The following is a 20,587-nucleotide window of genomic DNA, read 5'->3' on the forward strand; positions in this document are numbered from 1 at the left end:
CTTCCCATCACCATCAGGAAACGACACATCATGGGAAAGACGACTGGATTTCTTGAGTTTCAACGTCTGCAAGAGGCCGTAGAAGCTCCTTTAAAGCGGGTCAAGCACTGGAAAGAGTTTGTCCAGGTATTAAATGACGAGCAGGCCGGCCAACAGGCCGCCCGCTGCATGGACTGCGGCATCCCTTTCTGCCATAACGGTTGCCCGGTCAACAACATCATCCCCGACTGGAATGATCTGGTTTACCGCCAACAGTGGAAAGAAGCCCTGGACGTGCTGCACTCCACCAACAACTTTCCGGAAATTACCGGCCGCATCTGCCCCGCACCATGCGAGGCAGCCTGTACGTTGAACATCGACCGCGTACCCGTGGGCATCAAGTCCATCGAGCACGCAATTATCGATAAGGGCTGGGCAGAAGGCTGGGTAGTACCTCAAGTGCCCACCCACAAAACCGGCAAACGCGTGGCCGTGATCGGCTCCGGCCCTGCCGGCTTGGCCTGTGCCCAGCAATTGGCACGCGTCGGACACGACGTCACCGTGTACGAGAAAAGCGACCGCATTGGTGGCTTGATGCGCTACGGCATCCCCGACTTCAAGCTGGAAAAACATCTGTTGGATCGCCGTATCGCACAAATGCAGGCCGAGGGCGTGCAGTTTTGCCCCTCTACCTATATTGGCCAGGCACAAGACCAGGCCGCGCAGGAACCCGGGCTAAGCGTGTTATCACCTGACGAACTGGAACTACAATTCGACGCCATCGTCCTGGCAGGCGGCTCTGAAACCCCCCGCCTGCTCGATACCCCCGGCAGCCAGTTGCAAGGCGTACACCCTGCCATGGACTTTCTGCGCATCCAGAATCAGCAAGTTGCCGGTTCACGAGGCACCCCCGCCATCAGCGCCCAAGGCAAACATGTCGTGGTGATTGGCGGTGGCGATACCGGCTCGGACTGCGTGGGCACCAGCACACGCCAAGGCGCAAAATCAGTGACCCAGTTTGAACTGATGCCCCGCCCGCCTGAGCAGGAAAACACGGAGCTGACCTGGCCCTACTGGCCCATGAAACTGCGCACCTCGTCCTCGCACGAAGAAGGCTGCGAACGCGACTGGGCGATCAACACGGTAGAGCTGGAAGGCAAGAACGGACAGGTCAAAGAACTGCGCGCCGTGCGCGTGGAATGGAAAACCGATCCAGCAACAGGCCGCATGAGCATGACACCCATTGCTGGCTCCGAAATGACCTTCCCTGCCGATCTGGTTCTACTGGCCATGGGCTTCACCGCCCCCGTTCGCCAAGTTCTGGAAGCCTTTGCCGTAGACGCCGATCAACGCGGCAACGTCGCCGCCAACACAGACGACTACCAAACCAGCCGGGCCAAAGTCTTTGCGGCCGGAGACATGCGACGCGGCCAGTCCCTGATCGTCTGGGCCATCCGCGAAGGCCGCCAGTGTGCCCGTTCCGTAGACGAGTTCTTGATGGGGAGTTCGACACTGCCCCGTTAAGTCCTCTTGGCAGTACCGGTAAGCAAACAGCCAGCCGCGATAAACGGCTGGCTGTTTGTCTTTGGGTGAACAAAGCCACTCATGACCCTGGGTGCCTTTACAAGCTCTTATTCGCTATTGATCACTGCTGTCTGCTGTCTGCTGTCTGCTGTCTGCTGTCTGCTGTCTGCTGTCTGCTGTCTGCTGTCTGCTGTCTGCTGTCTGCTGTCTGCTGTCTGCTGTCTGCTGTCTGCTGTCTGCTGTCTGCTGTCTGCAACTAGCCTACGGGCGGTCCCTCCACAAGCACCAGCCTTTTTTCCAATACTGAGACACAGCCAACAAACAACCAGAACGATTGGCTGTTGGCTACTGGCTACTGGCTACTGGCTACTGGCTACTGGCTACTGGCTTCCACCATTCTGAAGCCCTTGCTGGCGGGGGGCGGGGTTGGAGCATTCAGGGAGCTTGCCGCCGTCTGGGGCGGTCGTAGGGATGCAAGCACCTTGCTGTTTGAGTTCGGCGCTTGTGATTGGTCCGGCGGACCAATCACCGAACGAGTTCAAGGTACGCCCTACGACGGGCTCAGACAAGGGTATCGGTGCGCAGCGCCGGCAAGCTTCCGCTCCGGCCCCGCCCCCGCCGGCAAGGGCTGCCGCAAGAAAGCCCCTCACCCTAAAACCCACTCACCTAACCAACTGATTCCAAAAAACATTTCCCAAAATTATAGGGTTTTCCCTTAAAAGCTACAAACCACCCCATGCCCTAGGGTTTTCCCTTGTTTTTAAACTAGGGAAAACCCTATAATGAGGATTCGTAACTTAGACCTTCACCTTAAAGGGACAGCAAATGTCTACCATGACCACTTACTCGCACTACATCCACTGGAGTGATGCTGTTGAGCGTGGGGTAATGCAGCATGCCCTGGAAAATGGTGAATCCGTGTCTTTAACTAGACTGACCAAAGCAGCGGCCAAACAAGTTTCCAAAGCCGCAAACGTGGTGTTCAACTACATGGTCGCACTGACCCAGGCCTTGAACGAAGCCCGCATCCGCGATTCGCGCATGTCGGCCAGCTACTGGTAAGCCACGCATCACCGTCGTAACGCTCAAGCAAAACACCGCTTGATGTTGAAAAGCCTGCTAAATCAGCAGGCTTTTGTTTTTTCTGCGTTTGCCAGTGTTGTCGACTATGCACGTTGCTACTCAAACTACAGCCTGAACCTACCAGGCATAAGCACCTCAAAACCTATCCCCCCTCTCCCCAAGATCAAGACGGGTCTGTGAAATAGATGTTCATCATCTCTTAAGCATGCAGACATAGAAAAGGCCAGCAAAAGCTGGCCTGCAGGCTTGCGCGGCTTAAGAACATGAACAGAGCCCCCAATCATCTGCGAGCAATGAAAACCGCTCAAGACTTGTTCAACAAGTTCTTCAGCATATCCAGCCGCTGCTTGGGACTTAAGGCCGCCTGCGCCGGATCCTCTTGAGCACCAGGGTCTTCGATCTTCATCTCATCAATAAAGCGCGACCGCTCTCGCACCAGGTTTTCGCGTGCGCGCCGGCGCTTCTTGCACCAGCTCAAGCGCAAGCTACGTTGAGCACGGGTAATACCCACGTACATCAAACGTCGTTCTTCCTGAATGCGCTGAGCCAGAATATCGGCCTCTTTATCCGGATCGATATCTTCGTCATCACGCCCTATGTGAGGCAGCAGCCCCTCTTCCACCCCCACCAAGAACACATGCGGATACTCCAGACCCTTAGAGGCATGAAGTGTGGACAATTTGACTGCATCCGGGTCTTCGTCCTCGCCACGCTCCAGCATGGTGATCAGGGCGACTCGCTGCACCAGATCATTCAAACTAAGCTCATCGTCCGCCGCTTTGGATTTCAGCCAGGTAATCAGCTCCAGCACGTTTTCCCAACGGGTCTGCGCGGGGCGTTCATCGAACATATCGTAGAGATAGCGCTCGTAATCAATCGCCCGCAACAGCTCATCCAGCAATTCGCTGACAGCCGTTTCATGCCCTTCCTGATCGCTTTCTACCCGATCCGCCCGTTGCTGGATACGCCCTATAAACTGCGCAAAAACACGTAAAGGCTCCAACTGACGCTCGGGCAGGCGATCCGTCAGTGCAATTTGGGGCACAGCCGAGAACAGGGACAGCTTCTGTTCTGCTGCAAACTGCCCCAACACCTGCAAGGTAGCCTGCCCAATACCACGCCTTGGCGTGGTGGCAGCACGAATAAATGCCGGATCATCATCATCGTTCGCAACGACACGCAAGTAAGACAGGATGTCGCGAATCTCGGCCTTGTCAAAAAAACTCTGCCCACCCGAGATGGTGTAGGGAATGCGAAGATTACGCAGGGCCTGCTCAAAAATACGGGCCTGATGGTTGCCCCGGTACAAAACAGCAAAGTCACGCCACTCGGCCTGACGCTCAAAGCGTTCTGCCGATATGCGCATGGCAACCGAGTCTGCCTCGTTTTGCTCATCGTCCGTCACATGAACCTGAATGGGCTCACCAAAACCCAGATCAGACCAGAGCTTTTTACCGAACACGACGGGGTTATTGCCAATAACGTTATTGGCGGCCTGCAAGATGCGCTGCACCGAGCGATAGTTCTGCTCCAGCTTGACGACTTTCAGGTCGGGATAATCTTTAGGCAACTGCGCCAGATTCTCCACGGTGGCACCTCGCCAAGCATAGATCGCCTGATCATCATCCCCCACCACCGTGAACATATTGCGCTGACCGGTCAAAGAACGCACCAACTGATACTGACAAAGATTGGTGTCCTGATACTCGTCCACCAACAGATACTGCACCCGGCGCTGCCAGCGCTCGCGCACGTCCTGATTGTCCTGCATCAATTGCGCCGGCAAACGAATCAAGTCGTCAAAGTCCACCGACTGATAGGCAACCAGGGTCGCCGCATAATCACGGTAAATACGCGCGGCTTCAATCTGGCTGGGCGAGTTCGCAGCACGCTCGGCCTCATCCGGCCCCATCAGGGCATTTTTCCACAAGGAAATCTCTTGCTGCACGGATCTCAGGCGCCCCTTATCCGTGGTGGCCAGCAACTCCTGAATGATTGCCAACGCATCGTTGGAGTCCAAAATGGAAAAGCGCGGCTTCAAACCCACGTGCTGAGCTTCCTCGCGCAACATGCGCAAGCCCAGAGAGTGGAAGGTGCTGACGGTCAGCCCTCGCAGCAGCTTGGGGTCCACTAAGGCGCGAATCCGCTCGTTCATTTCACGCGCAGCTTTATTGGTGAAGGTCAGCGCGACCACTTGCCGCCCCGTGTATCCGCATTCGCGCAGCAAATAGGCGATTTTCTGCGTGATCACGCGTGTCTTGCCACTGCCCGCTCCGGCCAATACCAGACAGGGGCCGTCCATATACAACACAGCCTGACGCTGCATGGCGTTCAGGTCAGTGGGGACGGTATGGCCTGGTGTAGTGACGGAGGTGGACATGGTGAAATCAGTGAATACTAGGCAAGAAAACGAGGTTCAACGCCAAACAACCAGCAGAACTAAACGTGACATCCCGGCCAAGCCGAGTATGGTTTGATGACAAGCGAAAGGCCAACACAGAGATACAGCGGAAACGAGGTACAAGAGCATGACAGCGGCAGGGCAACAACATCGCGCCACAGCCTCATCGCTTCCTGCCTCTTGGCTCATCGCTGCATAGCTGCATAGCTGCATAGCTGCATAGCGCACAAGGATACACCCTGCGGTACCCAAGCTACTCCTACCGCCTCTGCACGCACATGAGCCTGTGGAATTTTAGATCTCGAGGGGGTCGACCTCGATCGTAATACGCACTTTATGCTGCTTGGCCAACTGCGCGACCTGCGGCCCCCAGTATCGTACAAAGGCCTGCAGGGCCGGGCGATGAGCGCTTTCCAACAACAGTTGAGCGCGCTCGACTTTGGCAACGCGCAACACGCGTAAAGGCACAGGATCGTACAGGAAAACCTGATCCGCGCCTGGAAATTCGTTCGGATAGTCTTCGGGCAAGCGTCGTGCCTGCGTCAGCAAGCGAATGGCATCGGCCAATTGCGGCGCTTCGGCCGACAGCAGCACTTGATAAGCAAAAGGCGGCAAACCCACCGACTCGCGCTCGTTCAAGGCGCTTTGGGCAAAGCCAATGTAATCGTGTTTGATCAGACTTTGATAAACAGCCTGCTCCGGGTAGCCCGTCTGGATGATGACATCCGCCCCTTCAGTATGACGGCCTGCTCGGCCTGCCACCTGCATCAGTTGCGCAAACAAGCGCTCGGGCGCACGGAAATCATGGGCAAACAAGGTGGCATCTGCATTCAACACGCCGACAACGCTCAAGCGCGTAAAGTCATGGCCTTTGGCCACCATCTGGGTGCCCACCATGATATCCACTTCACCTGCATGAACCTGCTCGAACAATTGCTGCGCACTGCCCTTCAAGCGGGTGCTGTCCGCATCAATACGCACCAGGCGAGCATTCGGAAACCGCTCACCCAAAAACTCTTCAATCCGCTGCGTACCCCGGCCCATGGGCTGCAGGTCCTGATCGCCACAATCCGGGCAAGCACGCGGCACAGGCGCTTGATAACCGCAGTGATGACACTGCAAATTATGCTTGAAGCCATTTTGCCTATGCAGCACGGTGTAAACCGTGCAGCGCGGACATTGGGACAGCCAGCCGCAAGAGGCACAATGCAGCACAGGCGCGTAGCCACGTCGGTTAATAAAAACCAGCGACTGCTCGCCCCGATCCAGACACGCTTCCAGCGCATCCAGCAGTTGAGGAGAAAAACCCGAATCCAGCCGCAAATGACGGGTGTCGACCAGGCGCACTCGCGGCAAAGAGACCTCGCGGGCACGTTTGGGCAGGCTCAGCAGGCTATAGCGCCCTTGCCGGGCATGATTCCAGCTTTCCAGCGAAGGTGTGGCGGAGCCCAGCACCACCGGCACTTTCAGATCATGACCGCGCCAGACTGCCAGGTCTCGGGCGGAGTAGCGCAAACCGTCCTGCTGCTTGTAAGAAGCGTCGTGCTCCTCGTCCACAATAATCAGGCCCAGCTCTGGCATGGGCGTGAAAATGGACAGTCGCGTTCCCAACAGAATGCGGGCCTGACCACTATTGACGCGCAACCAGGAGCGCAGCCGTTCGCCTTCGGACAGGCCGCTATGCAAGACAGCCAGGACATCGCCCGGCAAGACACGGGCCAGACGCGCACGCAGAACCTGCTCGAACTGAGGCGTCAGATTGATTTCCGGCACCATGAGCAAGACCTGGCGCCCCTCTGCCAGCACCTGTTCCAGCACCCGCATATAAACTTCAGTTTTCCCACTGCCCGTGACCCCGTGCAGCAGCATACAACTGCCCGGCTTGGCGGCCACAATGCCGTCCACCGCCGCCTGTTGCTCAGCGTTCAGAACGGGCAGAACATCGCTATCTACCGGGTCTACCTGCTTTTCCTTGCGCTTGGCCATACGCAGCACCGGGCCACCCGCGGAACGCTTGCCCAGATAGGCAGAGGGTTTGCGCAGCGGCCCCGGCAAGGAGGGCATCATGACTTCGCCCAGCGGACGGTGATAGTAGCCAGACGCAAAACGCGCCATACGTAGCCAATCGGTGGGAAATGGCGGCAAGTCATCCAGCAGTTGATCAATCGACTTGACCTGCTCGGGCGGGTAGGAAGGTTGTTCCGGCAAGGCCACCACCACCCCTATCATCTGCCGCCGCCCAAAATGCACAATGACCCGCTGCCCGACCAGAACAGGTTCGTGGTGCTGATAATCAAACACCCCATCCAGGGGGACGTCCAAAGCCACATGCAGCCAGAAAGGTCCGGTGCTTGCCGATGCAGAAATAGCGTCAGGAGTGGCGGTCATGGATGGCGATTCGCAAAAGGGCTGGCCTGGCTGAAAGCCTGATAAGTCAAGAGCTTAGCGGCCTGTGGATAACTTTGGGGAAAATGACATGAACAAAAAACACAAAGAAGCAAGCACAGATACAATTTAATTTTCAATGCCTCTGAAACAAGAATAAAACTCAGAGAAATCAAATAATTAAAACCGGCTATTGAAATTAAGCCTTAAATATAAAGACCACAAACTTCTACCCATCTGTGTGCATAACTTTGCGCACAAGCTGCCATAGCCCGTGCGCAAAGACAATCAAACGCTGTGGTGACGACGGCTGTAGGAATGCACTTCATCGACCAGAATGCCTACGGCTTCCGGATCAGTGAAACGCGAAATACCGTGACCGAAGTTGAACACGTGACCGCCCTGACCCACGGGGCCAAAGTCGTCGATAACGCGGCGGGCTTCACGACGGATGGCCTCTTCGCCACCAAACATGGTCATGGGGTCCAGATTGCCTTGCAGGGCCAGCTTGTCACCGATACGCGTGCGTGCACGGGACAGGTTTACCGTCCAGTCCACACCCATGGCATCAGCACCACAGCCCGCGATATCTTCCAGCCACATGCCGCCACCCTTGGTAAAGACAATGACAGGGACACGCTTGCCGTCATGCTCGCGAATCAGGCCATCAACCACTTTACGGGTGTAGGCCAGGGAGAATTCCTGGAACAGGGAATCGGACAGTACACCACCCCAGCTATCGAACAACATGACCGCCTGTGCACCGGCACGAATCTGGTTGTTCAGGTATTCGCAGGTGGTTTGGGCATTGATTTCCAGCATACGGTGCATCAGGTCTGGACGCTGATACATCATGCTTTTCACCAAGCGGTAGTCATCCGAACCTTGACCTTCGACCATATAGCAGGCGATGGTCCAGGGGCTGCCGGCAAAGCCGATCAGCGGCACTTTGCCGTCCAGTTCCTTGCGGATCAGCGAGACAGCGTCGAACACGTATTGCAGCTTGGACATGTCCGGCGCTTGCAGCGCCATGACATCGGCCTCGTTGCGTACAGGACGGGCAAAACGCGGGCCTTCACCCGCCACGAAATCCAGACCCAGGCCCATGGCATGCGGTACGGTCAGGATGTCCGAGAACAGAATAGCCGCATCCAGATCGAAACGACGCAGGGGCTGTAAGGTGACTTCACACGCAAATTCGGGATTCTGAGCCAGTTGCATGAAAGAGCCAGCCTGGGCTCGAGTGGCATTGTATTCAGGCAAATAACGCCCGGCCTGACGCATCAGCCAGATGGGGGTGTAAGGCACCGGTTCGCGCAACAGCGAACGCAGGAAAACATCGTTTTTTAATTGAGGTAAAGACACGGCAATCCCTATTGAAAAATGCCTGTTAATTTTAACCATCGTGTTCGTCGTCTGGGTTTGACGCGGATCGAAAGCGCGCTGCATCGATATGGTGTTTGCGCATCAGTGCCCAGAAAGCACGCCGGTGCTTTTGTGCGGAGCGGGCCGCCATGGCGATATTGCCGCTATGGCGATCAAGGGCGGCATGGATATAAGCCTGCTCGAAGCGGGCCACAATCCGTCCCTTGGCAACTTTGAAAGATTCCTGGCTGCTGGCGTAGCGCGAGGCTACCGCAGCGGCATAGGCTTCCAGCGTTGTCCCCTCCTGTTGCAAGATCGTTTGCGACAGGCGCTGCTCCGTTGGGCCGGGATGCAGGACCAGATCCTGGTTTTCCTGCACCCTATAGTGTATCCGACCGGACAGCCCCGGTTCATTCAAAGCGTGGGAGGCCGTCTGCAAACGATGCCGATTGATGCGGGCACGCAAATCGTCCAGGCACAAAGGCTCACGGACATAGTCGGCCAGCCCCAGTTCCAGAAGGTCTGTCAGGGCGGCGGCTTTGATGGCGGCACGTACCAGACCAAAGACCGGCACCGGCAAATGGCCCTGGGCCGCCGACAGTGCACGACGCACCTGAATCAGGGTAGAGGCCTCAACGGGAATCAGACAGGCGTCAAACCGCAGCAGCAAGGCAGCCGAACGGCGCAAAAACAAATAGTCCTGATCGGCATGGGCAGGCGGCGGAGCCTGCAAGGCGTGCAGTTGCAAACGCTCGCACGGCGGGATGATGGCCAGCACGTTCTGGGCCCATGTTGGCTGGGCATGCAGCAAAGCGCAATCGAGGTGGAGACGCATAAGACTATCCTTGAGAAGCTAGGCGGGCCACACCGGCCGCCCCAGAATCATGAGCTTCTAGGATAGGAATCCGAGCGGTTTGCGATAAGTCGGATTTGCGTCTACGTAGCTGTACTTAATCGCCCAAAAGGCGGCTGCGACGCCATTCACTGGGTGATACGCCATAGCGTCGGCGAAAGGCGTGGCTGAACACGGCCGCATCGGAAAACCCCATTTGCCAGGCCAATTCACTGATCTGCCGGCCAGGTTTGCCATCGACCAGCAATTGACAGGCGCGCTCCAGGCGGGCGGCCATGATGTAGTCGGCGGGGGCTTGTCCGCACAGCTCGAACAGCTTATAGAGATAGCGGCGTGAAATACGAAACTGCAATGCCAGGGACTGTGCATTCAAACCGGTATCACCCAGATGATCCTGTACGTATTGCTGAATTTGCAGCAGTTGCCCACGCCGCACTTCGTCCAGGGCCGACTCGGTCGTCACCGGACGGCCATCGGCCAGACTCAACGCCATCATGCGAATGACGGTTTGGGACAGTTCGCTCAAGGCCGAGGGCGACAAGTGCCCGCGTTCCTGCAAGCCCAGACGCAGCATGTCCATGGCAATCCGGGCCGGACCGGTGGTGGCCGAGAACGACCGGGCTACGGCATCGCTTAACCAAGGCAGCCAAGGCAGCAGGCGCTCTTCCTCGAACTGCAAGACCAGAAAATGGGATTGATCCTGCACGGCTACTTCGTAAGGGCGGGTGGTGTCATAAATGCCCCACTGCCCAGCCTGCAAAATGCTGCTGCGATTGTTCTGCTCAATCTGGCTACTGCCACTGATTTGCAAGGTGACCTTGTACAGCGCCTGCTCGGAACGGTTGGCCAGGGCCTGGGTGCGGCGCACACGCTGCGCGCTGGTACACAGCTCCATCACATCGACCGAACCCATGCGGTCGGTTGCTGCCCGGTTAGAGAAGCCACGGCGCGAGTCCGGCTGGACTTCCAAGGGCACGAAGTACGCACACACCACTTCCTGCCAAGCAGCCAGGCTCTTGAAAGAAGCAGAGGGAGTGCGCAATAACATAGACATTGCCTGAGGGGCCCTTGCGGCCAACGCTATTGATCGGGGTAAGGAGCAGGATATGCCCCTTTTCTTATAGCCCTAAAAAATTCAAGCGTCTACGGTCGTTAACCCGCTATCTCAGCGCTCCATGGAGCCATACAGATAAGGAGCGGGCTCCAAACCCATGCTGTTCATCTTGACGGTTAACGCTGTACGCGCCTTGAGCACATCATCAAAACGGTGATGACGTGCCGCCCCTACCTCAGCCGAGGTAAAGGGCCGGTAATCGGGTGTCATTTCTTCGGGGCTGAATTTGGCCACAATCCAGTTCAGCACACGAGCCAGATCCGCATTATCCAGTTGCGACTGCGCAGCACCGGGAACCCGAATCATATAGTCCCGTCCCGCCGGCAAGCGGGTAAACAAACCAATGGACTGGTTGAAGTCGGGGATTCCACGCTGCGTCAGGCCCTGACCATCGTAGCGATGGCAGCCAGCACATTGCAGCATATAGTCTTTAAAAGCCTGGGAGCTTTGCAAGTAGTCGCCCGTTCCGGTCATCTCTTCCTGGGCATGGGCCCAAGGCGTCAACGCCAGCAGTACGACGCCCAAACAGGCCAGGCGCAAAGATGTCCACACAGTGATGCCTCCTTAAGTGACCGGACGCCATCCTGGCCGCCCGGCACCTTATTCCAACCCTGAGGTCTGCCAAGAAGGAAGAGAACTGACATCCAACGGGCCGTTCTTCCCGCAACCCTGACAGCCTTGCGAGCCGTTTTTAGTTTTTAGCCAAACCCACCAATACCGACGTCGTGCAGTGGAAGGTACTGTTCTCGTTCGCCATGCACCAGTTCACATCATTGTGCAGGAAGAACTCGTAACCAGGACGCTCACGAGTCTGCGTATTGCACTGGCAGCGGCCGCAAGCGGTCTTGCCGCAGCAGTCGTGATAGCTGATCAAGTAGTCCTTGCCATCATGCGGGTTATGGCAAGTGCCAATCCACGAGATGGGCGACGGCGTCGAGCCCGGAGGGCACGTCGTGGTAGTGCCGCCGCAGCAAGAGCACAAGAAGCCGTCCACCGCGCAGTGACGCCAGTAGTCGCAGGAGTTCACCTCGTCTTCACTGGCCAGATCGGGATTCAGACTGATGTGATCGGCACCACTGCTACTGCTGCCACCACCACCGGCAGCGCGAGCCACGGGCAATACGGGCAGCACAAAGGCCGAACCGACCATTAATTTACCCACCGAGCGCAGCACGCTGCGACGCGAAGTCTTGTGGGCCACAGAACGGGAGAGGCTCTCCCCAAATTTATCCAGCCAACGCATTGACGTTCTCCTTTCGTGATACCTGCACTTGCTTCATGCCCGAGTCACCGGCCAAGTATTCCTGCGCCGACGCAACACCCAGGTCTTTAGCGGTAAACAGGCTTTCGAGCTGTTCACGCGAATTGACCAGACCCTTGCCGCGCACGATGCCGTTCTCGTCGATCAACACGGCATAAGGCAGTTTGCTGATCTGAAAGCCCATGCCCAATTGCGTGGACAGGACGTAGGGGAAGCTGTCCAGTTGTGCTTTCTGGTAGAAAGCCAGATGCTCGGGCATCTCGCCATCACTGGCCAGCACAATATCGACCCACTGACCTTCCGCGCCCTGAATAGACTTCAAAATAGGCAAAAGCTTCTTGCACACCGGGCAGGTAGGCGACATGAAGAAAATCAACTGGCTACGCGGGCCAGCCACCCCTACGGTAAGGGCACGACCACGCAGGTCTTGTAGTTCCATGACGGGTGCGGCATCACCCACTTGCGGGCCTTTGTCCATGGTCAGGGCACCCATGGGGGCAACCCGTTCGTACAACACGCCAATCTGGCGCGACAGGGCAAGTACCAGCACCACCAGGGCCAGTACGATTACCCATAAAATGACGTTGGAAATCAGTAAAGCGGTCATTGAGGTCTCCTAAGAATTCTGCATTTTCTGGAATTTCAGATGGGATTCGATCAGTTGGTTAGCCGCGTAGTACAGGCCCAGCAAGGCCAAGGTGGCACCAAAAAAGGTCAAACCATCCACCCAGACCAGTTCGCGGGCACTGCTGATAGCCCAGTCACCGCTGGCCACGGCCAACGCAGCCAGCAAAGCATTGCGAGCCACCAGCCACCAGGACAAACCACCGGAGGACTCACCCAACCCCGAGCAACCGCAATCGACATCGCGGCGGCCACGCAGCAGGTTCATCACAATGCCACTGGTGGCGACCAACAGGACGAACAGGGCCAGAATCGCCCCTAGCGAACGGCTGGCTGGCCACAGCAGCAAAGGCGCACTCAAGGCCTCGGCAGCGACAAACAGCACACTGAATGGTCGTAACACCATTTCCGGCAGCAATCGATAACCGCCAACGGCTGCCTCGAACAGGCTGAAGTGACGCAATTTATCCAGCGCCCCCAGCCCCATCAGCACGGCCAAGCAAGCCAGGCTGGCATAAGTCAGGACCGGGTCCATATCAGACACCCCCAACTGGGTGAAACTGAACTTGCAAGGACGCTTCTGCCGCACCTTCGATCGTGCGCAGCAACTTGGGTTCAGGCTGGCTGATGTCGTAGACGTTCACATTGCCACCGTCCAGCGTCAGCAGCAGATTGCGTTGCTGATCAATGGTCATGGACAAGGCATCACGTCCGGGGATACGGGCTAGGCGTTTCTTCGTCTTGGTATCCATGACCCAGATTTCGGCCGCAGGGAACTTGTGCGTGCCCTCTTTACCATCCGGGTGCATGAACACGTACATGCGGCCACTGGCACGATGCAGACCCACCAGGTTGTAGCCACCGGGCACCCAGTTCTTGGCCTTGTCCTCGTCATTTAACATGGACCAGGGACCATCCACCTTGACCTCGTCACCGCTGAAATCCGCACTGTAGACATTGCCGTAGTAGGACACGAAGTACGCCTTGTCCTTATCCAGAGCGGGCGCGATAAAAATCGGGTCGTCCTTCACAGAGAACATCTGCTTGCTGCGCGACTGGCTGGCCACCTTGCCGTCTTCGCCCAGATTGATCGTCAACAGGCCACCATCACCACAAATGGTCATGAAGCTGCGTGGACGGTTGGGCTGAGGGATCACGCTCCAGCAACCGGCTGCGGCGGTGACGTCTTCCACATAATCGCCCTTGGCCACGTCCACAATCCCGATCGAGGTCGCTGGCGAGGCGTTTTGCAGCACGATGAACTTGCCGTCCGTGGTCTGACGGAACAAGCCATCGTAGTTCAGACCTTGAACACGCTTGGGTGGCAAGGAAATTTCTTTTTCAAAGGTCAGCTTGTCGGCATCCCACACTTCCACCACGTCCGAGCGCTTTCCACGCGTAATGCGCTCGTGGTAGGTGGTCATGGTGTAGATTTTCTTGCCGTCGTTAGACAACTGCACGTGGCCGTTAAAGGCCGTGGGCACCATGCCCAGGAACTTGCCGTTGGTGTAGTCATAAACGTGTACACGGCTTTCGGTCAGGTGGTTGAACACCGAGTCCATGACATAGATGCGGTTTTCCTGGGGGGCAGACACGCTGTGCCCGCCAGTCAGGACCTCGCGCGGTTTATCCTGGGCTTGTGCTCCACCGGCCAGCACCATCAGCCCCAACATGGCGGCGGCGGTCGTTAATGTAAATTTAGACTTCATTGGATGTCTCTCCTCATGGGCGTCCACGCGGTCAGAACGCATAGGCATAACGGAATTGCAGGCCGCGCATGCGCGGGCCATTTTCGACTTTCAAATCATGGATGTACTGCAATTGCACCTGGTGAGCATCGGTCAGTTGATGGGTAATTTCGGCGGCCAATTGATGGTTACGCGCCCGCGTCACCGTGGTTTGACCATTGACCCGCTCGCGCCCGCCCGTTTCGTAGCGATAGCGCATACCTACATACGTCTTTTCAGTCAGGTTGGTGGACACCAGGGCCATCAGACGAATTGCCGTGTCTTTTTTCAGGGTCTGACCGTAGTAGTTCTTGTTATTGCCAAAGAACTCGAACTCCGCCACACCTTCCACAAAAGAGGACTCGCCAAAGCCTTTCACAATCGCGAAGTCCTGAATCGTGCTCCAGCGGTTCTTGCCAGCAGACACATCCGCGTGCGAGCCGTGGTAGCGACCCGTCGGTGCAGTGATGAAAGGCTCCCAGGCAAACCAGAAACGGTTTTCCGGATCGTTGTGCAACCACACGGCAGCACCGGCAGTCACATCACCCATCCCTGTCATGCGATCACGGTCTTGCCCTGGAACATCCAGCGTGGTGCGAAAGCCGGGCACGATCAGTTCGTACTGCACCGTTTTTCCGGCCAGCTCACGAAAGTGCATCTGGCGGTAAACCATGCCTTGCACATTCAGCTTGGGGCTATCGCCAATGCGTGAACCCTGATCATAAAAACCATGCGACTTCAGGCCCATCATGTAGACGGCCACGATATTGGTGCCCACCGGAGCAGGTATCCAATCCCGGGCACTGGGGTCGCCCGCATGGGCCAGTCCGGCACTGACGCCGCTCAAAGCCAAGGCCAGCGCGGTTCGCTGCAAAATTGCATACATTATTGTTGTCTCCTCAAAGAGGCGCGAACGGTATCGTTATTGTGTTCGCGCCCTTGTACTGAACCTGATCAAGTCCTTGATCAGGTTCTTACTAGGCTGCCGGATAGGCCATGCAGACCGATTTGGTCTCCAGGTAAGCCTCTACCGCCGCACGCCCGTGTTCCCGACCCAGGCCAGACTGCTTGTAGCCACCAAAGGGCATGCTGGGGTCCAGCATGTTGTGGGTGTTGACCCACACCGTGCCCGCCTTGATACCAGCGGTCAGACGTTGCACCCGGGCCAGGTCCTGACTCCAGACGCTGGCACCCAGGCCAAAGTCTGTATCGTTGGCCAATGCCAATGCCTGCGCCTCGGTGTCAAACGGGGTCGCCACCACCACAGGGCCAAAGATTTCTTCACGCATGATGCGGGCATCGGGTGCCACGTCGGCAAACACGGTGGGACGTACGAAGTAGCCCTGCTCGGGGCGTACGCCCTCGCCTGCCAACATGCGCCCGCCTTGCTGGCGACCCGCCTCAATGTAGTTCTGCACACGCTGCTGATGACGGGCGGAAATCAACGGAGCAATCTGGGTGGACTGCTCAAAGCCCGAGCCCAGAGTCATGGAAGAAGCCAGATCGGCTACGCCCTGCACCACGCGCTCGTAAATGCCTTTTTGGACAAACAGACGCGAACCGGCGGTACACACCTGACCCTGGTTAAAGAAGATGGCGTTGGCTGCACCTTGAATGGCCATGTCCACATCGCAATCGTCCATGATGACCACGGGGGACTTGCCGCCCAGCTCCAGAGACATGCGCTTCATATCGTTGATGGCTTGATGGCCAATCAACTTGCCCACTTCCGTGGAGCCAGTAAAGGAAATCTTGTTCACGTCGGGGTGAGCCGTCAACGCCGCACCCGTGCTTTCGCCACGGCCCGTGATCACGTTGATCACACCGGCGGGGAAACCGGCTTCCAGAGCCAGTTCGGCCAGACGAATGGCGGTCAGCGGAGTCTCTTCAGCAGGCTTCAGAACCACGGTGCAACCCGCTGCCATGGCAGGGGCGATTTTCCACACGGCCATCAGCAGCGGGAAGTTCCAGGGCACGATGGCGCCCACCACACCCACAGGCTCTTGACGGGTGTAAGCGTGGTAATTGATGCCGGGAGGAAAAGCGATAGAGGGCGACAGCAGTTCACCGCTGATCTTGGTTGCCCAGCCAGCCATGTAACGCAGCCATTGCGCGCTGGCGGCCACTTCCAGACCGTAGGAGAAGAACAGCAGTTTGCCGTTGTTCAGGGTTTCCAGACGAGCCAGCTCGTCGGCGTTGGCTTCGACCAGATCGGCCAAACGCAACAGCAGGCGCTCGCGTTGGGCGGGCAGCATCTTGCCCCATTCGCCCTGTTCCAAAGCCTGGCGGGCGGCACGAACGGCAAGATCTACGCCTTGAGTACCGGCCTCGGGCTGGTGCGCAATCACCTGTCCCGTTGCGGGATCGTAGACGGGAATGGTGGGTCCTTGAGAATCACTGACGGGCTTGCCGTCAATAATCATGTGTTCGCGAATCGCGTTGCGCTCGGGTTGTACGTCTTGCCCCATAGTCTGTCTCCACACGGAATAGTTGATTCTTAACGAATCCAGTATAGGGACGAGGACAAGCCCGGACTTGTGATTCTGTGCACGGGGGCTTGTTGATTTGGGTACGGAGTGGACCCTGGCCTGCGCTAGAACAAATCCAACTGGGCGGGCATGCTCAGTTGAAAGTCTGCCTCACCGGTCAAATACACGCGGCGCTCAAAGTCCAGCAAGCTGGCTTTGCGGTGCAGGCCGGAGCTAAAGCCGGTCAACATGCCATTGGCACCCTGCACACGATGGCAAGGCACGATGATACTGATGGGGTTCAGGCCGCAAGCCTGGCCTACGGCACGCACCGCTTTGGGGCGGTCCAGATGTTCGGCCATTTGCCCGTAAGTCCAGGTTTGGCCGTAGGGAATCGTCAGCAAGGCCTGCCAGACCTGTTGCTGAAACTCGGTGCCTTGCAGGCTGAAGGGCAGATCAAACTGCTGCCGCTTGCCGGCAAAATACGCGTCCAACTGTTCCTGCACAGGTTCGGCCAACGCCGGTTCAGGGATCAAGCCGGCCAGTTGCTCGGGCGTCAGGCCATGCACAGTCTCTTCCTCGAAGTCCAGGCGCAGCAAAGCACCTTGAGCATCGACCAGCAAACGCATCACCCCTAAAGGCGTATCAAAGCAGGCAGTACGCAGCCCGACATAAGCAAACATGGCAATCCCGATCCAAGGGCAGAATGCTTGATCATACTGCGCGACTCTAGCCACTTCAAAAACCCTGGCAACACCCAGACAGCTTTGGCTCTAGCGTCAAAGACAAACGACAAACTCCAGATTACGCACGACAGCTTGTTGAGCGGGATATTCCGAGCAAGGTTTATGCTCCCACAAAGCATCAGACACTCAATAGCTAGTAATTCGCTCCTGCTTTTGTCTCTCCCCACACCCACCGCTAACGGTTGAAAGCGACGACCCACACGCAAACCTCGCCCCCCTCAAGTCCCTCACGCCGCGACAGCAGCCCAAAGAGCCGCACCGCCAGACCCCAGAAGGAGGAAGGGCTCATATTGATAATCATTGTGAGCCGGTCTGGGCCGGGGGGCCGTCCTCTGGGCGATTCAGGCTTCTTGCCGCAGGCGGGCTTGCTATTCGGGGTACAAGCGCCCTGCTGTTTGAGCGAAATGCTTGTGCTTTGTCCTGCGGACAAGGCACTTTCGCGAGTTCAGGGCGCGCCCGAATAGCAAACCTGACCAGGGCACCGGTGCGCAGCACCGGCAAGAAGCCAAGCCCGGAGGACGGCCCCCCGGCCCAGACCGGCGTTTTCACGAGGCACTATCTAAACATGCAGCCTCTTCGCACTCCTTGTCCCCTTTTCTCGCAAATCTCCTGCTCCGGACACAGCTCCGCTCTACAAGGGCCAAAGAAGAAGAAGAAGAAGAAGAAGAAGAAGAAGAAGAAGAAGAAGCAAAAAAAACCGGGTAAACAACGCCGGGCCCCCCAGACGCTACTTACCCGGCAAATCCAACAAATGCAGCAATTACTCAAGAACAGCAAGGTTTAAACGGTTTGCACGCCCTTGACGGACAAATCCAGGCCCACGCGGCGTACCACGGCCTCGAACTCGTCACGGCTGATGTGATCCAGCGCCGTGGCCGGATCGCGGGTAGCGTCGCAGGCGATGATGCCACGGCGCATATAGGAATATTTGCGCAACGCCAGCGCCACCAAGGGCTGGAATTCGTAGCGAATCAGCGAGCAATAACGGTCAAAGACACGGGCGGCTTCTTCTTGATCGCCCTGGCGATGCAGCTCATACACTTTCAACAGAATTTCCGGGAAGGAAAAGCCCGTGACCACGCCATCAGCCCCCCGTTGCAGCTCTTCCAGAAAGTGCATACCACCCAGGCCACTCAAGATCGGCAAGGCATCGCCCGATAAGCCCCGCACGGCGGTAATTTTCTGGCCAACCGGCGGATCCTCAGAGTTCAACATGGACACCCCCGCCTCGCCTTTCAGGCGCACGGCCAAGGCGGGGCTGATACGGGCGGCAAACAGTTCCGGGAAGTCATGAATCACCACCGGAATACGGATCACCTGCACGATCTGGCGGTAATAGGCCACCTGCATGTCCTCGTCGGCCCCGGCCAAGGGGGCCACAAAGATCGCATCCGCGCCCAGATCCTCAGCACTGCGAGCCTGCTCGACAGCGGCGGCGGTCCCCAAGGCGCGTACGCCCACCCATACCGGCACCGCACCACGCACCGCAGCCACCACGGTTTCAATGACACGCCGGCGCTCGAAGGTGCTGAGCTTGTGCAGTTCACCCATTACCCCCAAAATCGCCAGTCCGTGAATACCGGCTTCAAGCTGGAAATTCACCAGACTGACCAGGCTTTGCAAATCCAGCTCGCCACCCGGTTTGAAGGGGGTGGGGCAAATGGAAAAGACACCTTTATTTTTCATAGTTACGCTTAGGCTCAACGTGGAATAACAAACGGCTTTTGCATACGCGAAATCATGCGTACCAAGGGCCACAGAAGAAGGAAGTAAATCAGCGCAGCAGCTATCAGCGGTGTCTGGCTGTAGGTCTCGCCCTGCATGATCTGGGCAGAACGCAACAGCTCGGGCAAGGCCACGGCCGAGGCAATCGAGGTCTGCTTGATGGCTTCCAACGTGTTGCTGGCCAGATCCGGAATCACATTGCGCACACCCTGGGGCACGACCACATAGGCCATGGCCTGACGGGCATTCAGGCCAGTCGAGCGTGCCGCCTCGTTCTGGCCGGGCGAGACCGACTCCAGCCCAGCGCGGAAAATCTCCGCAAAATAGCCACTGCTGTTAAGCACCAGCGCCAGCACCGTGGCGGAAAATTCATTCAAGGGCAGGCCCAGGAACGGCAGGCCGTAGTAAATGAAGATCAGCAACACCAAAGGCGGGAAAGCACGAAAGAAATCCACATACAGCAAGATCAATCGGTTCAGCCAGCGATGCCGCTGATAGTGCAGGCAGGCAATGATCAGGCCCAGCAACGCGGCCAGCGGCACAATAATGACGGCGAGCTTGACCGTCAGCCACAGGCCCTGCATCAGCAACGGCCAACTGGCGGCAAGAATGGTCGGATTCAGAAACGTATCGATCAGTTCCATAGCGCATCACTCCTACGACTTGATCGCATAGCGCCGTTCCAGCACCCTCGTCAGATGAACGAAGGGGAAGAAAATCAGGCAGAACAAAATGGCCCCGGCCGTAAAGGCGGTGGGGTTGGCGATGTTGGACTGGATGTTGCTGGACACATTCAGCAGCTCGGGCACGGCGATGACTGAACCCAGCGTGGTGCCTTTGGTAATCCCGATGGCACGATTGGTCAGCGGCGGAATCGCCAGGCGCACAGCCTGCGGCAAGATGATGGCAAACAGCGTCTGGCTGAAACCCATGCCGGTAGAGCGGCCCGCCTCCCATTGCCCTGTCGGCACCGCCGCAATGCCGGACCAGAAGATTTCTTCGGCAAAGGCAGACAGCACCAGGCTCAAGGCCAGCACGGTGGCCGGGATCGGTTCAATCACAATGCCTACTGAGGGCAAGGCAAAGAACACCAGCACAATAATGACCAACTGCGGAATCGCACGAAATACATCCACATACAGCGTCATCAGAATATTGACGGGACGCCAGCCATAGCAGCGCAGCACGGCCAGACCCAGGCCCAGAACGGTGCCCAGAATCACGGTCATCACAGCCATTTGCAGCGTGACCCAAAAGCCCTGCATGATCTCGGGCAAATGGGGGCTGATCAGCGTCCAGTTAAAGAAGTAATAAACAATCTGATCCATGGCC

Annotated in this window: 18 protein-coding genes; 2 read left to right on the top strand and 16 right to left on the bottom strand. The window is 57.4% G+C overall.

Translation table 11 applies throughout. The features are described 5' to 3' along the window. Window positions 1–30 precede the first annotated feature (30 nt). Entirely contained in the window at window positions 31–1,503 is a 1,473-nt protein-coding gene (locus CA948_RS13185) for a glutamate synthase subunit beta (protein ID WP_094195430.1), read from the top strand. 825 nt (window positions 1,504–2,328) lie between these two features. After that, window positions 2,329–2,565, top strand: a complete 237-nt coding sequence (locus tag CA948_RS13195) for a hypothetical protein (RefSeq protein ID WP_230018900.1) — start codon at window positions 2,329–2,331, stop codon at window positions 2,563–2,565. A 325-nt stretch (window positions 2,566–2,890) separates the two neighbouring features. Here CA948_RS13195 and CA948_RS13200 read toward each other — a convergent pair whose 3' ends face one another. From CA948_RS13200 to CA948_RS13280, 16 genes are all read right to left on the bottom strand, one after another. Next, entirely contained in the window at window positions 2,891–4,966 is a 2,076-nt protein-coding gene (locus tag CA948_RS13200; RefSeq protein WP_108728240.1) for a UvrD-helicase domain-containing protein, read from the bottom strand. A 315-nt stretch (window positions 4,967–5,281) separates the two neighbouring features. Next, window positions 5,282–7,375, bottom strand: coding sequence for a primosomal protein N' (locus CA948_RS13205; RefSeq protein ID WP_108728241.1), 2,094 nt, complete (start codon window positions 7,373–7,375; stop codon window positions 5,282–5,284). A 285-nt stretch (window positions 7,376–7,660) separates the two neighbouring features. Beyond that, window positions 7,661–8,737: a uroporphyrinogen decarboxylase gene (gene hemE / locus CA948_RS13210; RefSeq protein WP_094195425.1), complete on the bottom strand. Its 1,077-nt coding sequence runs from the start codon at window positions 8,735–8,737 to the stop codon at window positions 7,661–7,663. 31 nt (window positions 8,738–8,768) lie between these two features. Continuing rightward, window positions 8,769–9,572, bottom strand: a complete 804-nt coding sequence (locus CA948_RS13215; protein WP_094195424.1) for a hypothetical protein — start codon at window positions 9,570–9,572, stop codon at window positions 8,769–8,771. A gap of 115 nt (window positions 9,573–9,687) precedes the next feature. Continuing rightward, window positions 9,688–10,638: an AraC-like ligand-binding domain-containing protein gene (locus CA948_RS13220; RefSeq protein ID WP_108728242.1), complete on the bottom strand. Its 951-nt coding sequence runs from the start codon at window positions 10,636–10,638 to the stop codon at window positions 9,688–9,690. A gap of 117 nt (window positions 10,639–10,755) precedes the next feature. Next, window positions 10,756–11,256, bottom strand: coding sequence for a cytochrome c family protein (locus tag CA948_RS13225; protein ID WP_108728243.1), 501 nt, complete (start codon window positions 11,254–11,256; stop codon window positions 10,756–10,758). A 139-nt stretch (window positions 11,257–11,395) separates the two neighbouring features. Continuing rightward, a complete protein-coding gene (locus tag CA948_RS13230) occupies window positions 11,396–11,947 on the bottom strand; it encodes a methylamine dehydrogenase light chain (protein ID WP_108728244.1) in 552 nt (183 codons plus the stop codon). Next, window positions 11,931–12,572: a methylamine dehydrogenase accessory protein MauD gene (gene mauD / locus CA948_RS13235; RefSeq protein ID WP_094195420.1), complete on the bottom strand. Its 642-nt coding sequence runs from the start codon at window positions 12,570–12,572 to the stop codon at window positions 11,931–11,933. Before mauD ends, CA948_RS13230 begins: the two co-directional genes overlap by 17 nt. Window positions 12,573–12,581: 9 nt before the next feature. Continuing rightward, on the bottom strand, window positions 12,582–13,124 hold the full coding sequence (locus CA948_RS13240) for a MauE/DoxX family redox-associated membrane protein (RefSeq protein WP_108728245.1): 543 nt from the start codon (window positions 13,122–13,124) through the stop codon (window positions 12,582–12,584). 1 nt (window position 13,125) lies between these two features. After that, the gene (locus CA948_RS13245; protein WP_108728246.1) at window positions 13,126–14,298 is read right to left on the bottom strand and encodes an amine dehydrogenase large subunit; all 1,173 of its coding nucleotides are present in this window, start codon (window positions 14,296–14,298) and stop codon (window positions 13,126–13,128) included. A 31-nt stretch (window positions 14,299–14,329) separates the two neighbouring features. After that, window positions 14,330–15,202: a transporter gene (locus CA948_RS13250; protein ID WP_108728247.1), complete on the bottom strand. Its 873-nt coding sequence runs from the start codon at window positions 15,200–15,202 to the stop codon at window positions 14,330–14,332. A gap of 91 nt (window positions 15,203–15,293) precedes the next feature. Continuing rightward, window positions 15,294–16,784: an aldehyde dehydrogenase family protein gene (locus CA948_RS13255; RefSeq protein ID WP_108728248.1), complete on the bottom strand. Its 1,491-nt coding sequence runs from the start codon at window positions 16,782–16,784 to the stop codon at window positions 15,294–15,296. Window positions 16,785–16,909: 125 nt separating this feature from the next. Continuing rightward, window positions 16,910–17,467 carry a methylated-DNA--[protein]-cysteine S-methyltransferase gene (locus tag CA948_RS13260; RefSeq protein WP_108728249.1) on the bottom strand — a complete coding sequence of 186 codons (558 nt, stop codon included), beginning with the start codon at window positions 17,465–17,467 and terminating at the stop codon, window positions 16,910–16,912. An 843-nt stretch (window positions 17,468–18,310) separates the two neighbouring features. After that, window positions 18,311–19,216, bottom strand: a complete 906-nt coding sequence (locus tag CA948_RS13270; RefSeq protein WP_108728250.1) for a dihydrodipicolinate synthase family protein — start codon at window positions 19,214–19,216, stop codon at window positions 18,311–18,313. 14 nt (window positions 19,217–19,230) lie between these two features. Beyond that, the gene (locus CA948_RS13275) at window positions 19,231–19,899 is read right to left on the bottom strand and encodes an amino acid ABC transporter permease (RefSeq protein WP_094195413.1); all 669 of its coding nucleotides are present in this window, start codon (window positions 19,897–19,899) and stop codon (window positions 19,231–19,233) included. 12 nt (window positions 19,900–19,911) lie between these two features. Continuing rightward, window positions 19,912–20,583, bottom strand: a complete 672-nt coding sequence (locus tag CA948_RS13280) for an amino acid ABC transporter permease (protein ID WP_108728251.1) — start codon at window positions 20,581–20,583, stop codon at window positions 19,912–19,914. Between the last annotated feature and the right edge of the window lie 4 nt (window positions 20,584–20,587).

Origin of the sequence: Alcaligenes aquatilis (genome assembly GCF_003076515.1) — a bacterium.
Taxonomy (GTDB): domain Bacteria; phylum Pseudomonadota; class Gammaproteobacteria; order Burkholderiales; family Burkholderiaceae_B; genus Alcaligenes; species Alcaligenes aquatilis.

Coding starts and splice junctions, on each gene's coding strand:
- mauD (WP_094195420.1), bottom strand. CDS start 12,572: ATGACCGCTTTACTGATTTCCAACGTCATTTTATGGGTAATCGTACTG.
- CA948_RS13245 (WP_108728246.1), bottom strand. CDS start 14,298: ATGAAGTCTAAATTTACATTAACGACCGCCGCCGCCATGTTGGGGCTG.
- CA948_RS13230 (WP_108728244.1), bottom strand. CDS start 11,947: ATGCGTTGGCTGGATAAATTTGGGGAGAGCCTCTCCCGTTCTGTGGCC.
- CA948_RS13250 (WP_108728247.1), bottom strand. CDS start 15,202: ATGTATGCAATTTTGCAGCGAACCGCGCTGGCCTTGGCTTTGAGCGGC.
- CA948_RS13270 (WP_108728250.1), bottom strand. CDS start 19,216: ATGAAAAATAAAGGTGTCTTTTCCATTTGCCCCACCCCCTTCAAACCG.
- CA948_RS13215 (WP_094195424.1), bottom strand. CDS start 9,572: ATGCGTCTCCACCTCGATTGCGCTTTGCTGCATGCCCAGCCAACATGG.
- CA948_RS13220 (WP_108728242.1), bottom strand. CDS start 10,638: ATGTTATTGCGCACTCCCTCTGCTTCTTTCAAGAGCCTGGCTGCTTGG.
- CA948_RS13205 (WP_108728241.1), bottom strand. CDS start 7,375: ATGACCGCCACTCCTGACGCTATTTCTGCATCGGCAAGCACCGGACCT.
- CA948_RS13240 (WP_108728245.1), bottom strand. CDS start 13,124: ATGGACCCGGTCCTGACTTATGCCAGCCTGGCTTGCTTGGCCGTGCTG.
- CA948_RS13275 (WP_094195413.1), bottom strand. CDS start 19,899: ATGGAACTGATCGATACGTTTCTGAATCCGACCATTCTTGCCGCCAGT.
- CA948_RS13280 (WP_108728251.1), bottom strand. CDS start 20,583: ATGGATCAGATTGTTTATTACTTCTTTAACTGGACGCTGATCAGCCCC.
- CA948_RS13200 (WP_108728240.1), bottom strand. CDS start 4,966: ATGTCCACCTCCGTCACTACACCAGGCCATACCGTCCCCACTGACCTG.
- CA948_RS13185 (WP_094195430.1), top strand. CDS start 31: ATGGGAAAGACGACTGGATTTCTTGAGTTTCAACGTCTGCAAGAGGCC.
- CA948_RS13255 (WP_108728248.1), bottom strand. CDS start 16,784: ATGGGGCAAGACGTACAACCCGAGCGCAACGCGATTCGCGAACACATG.
- CA948_RS13260 (WP_108728249.1), bottom strand. CDS start 17,467: ATGTTTGCTTATGTCGGGCTGCGTACTGCCTGCTTTGATACGCCTTTA.
- CA948_RS13195 (WP_230018900.1), top strand. CDS start 2,329: ATGTCTACCATGACCACTTACTCGCACTACATCCACTGGAGTGATGCT.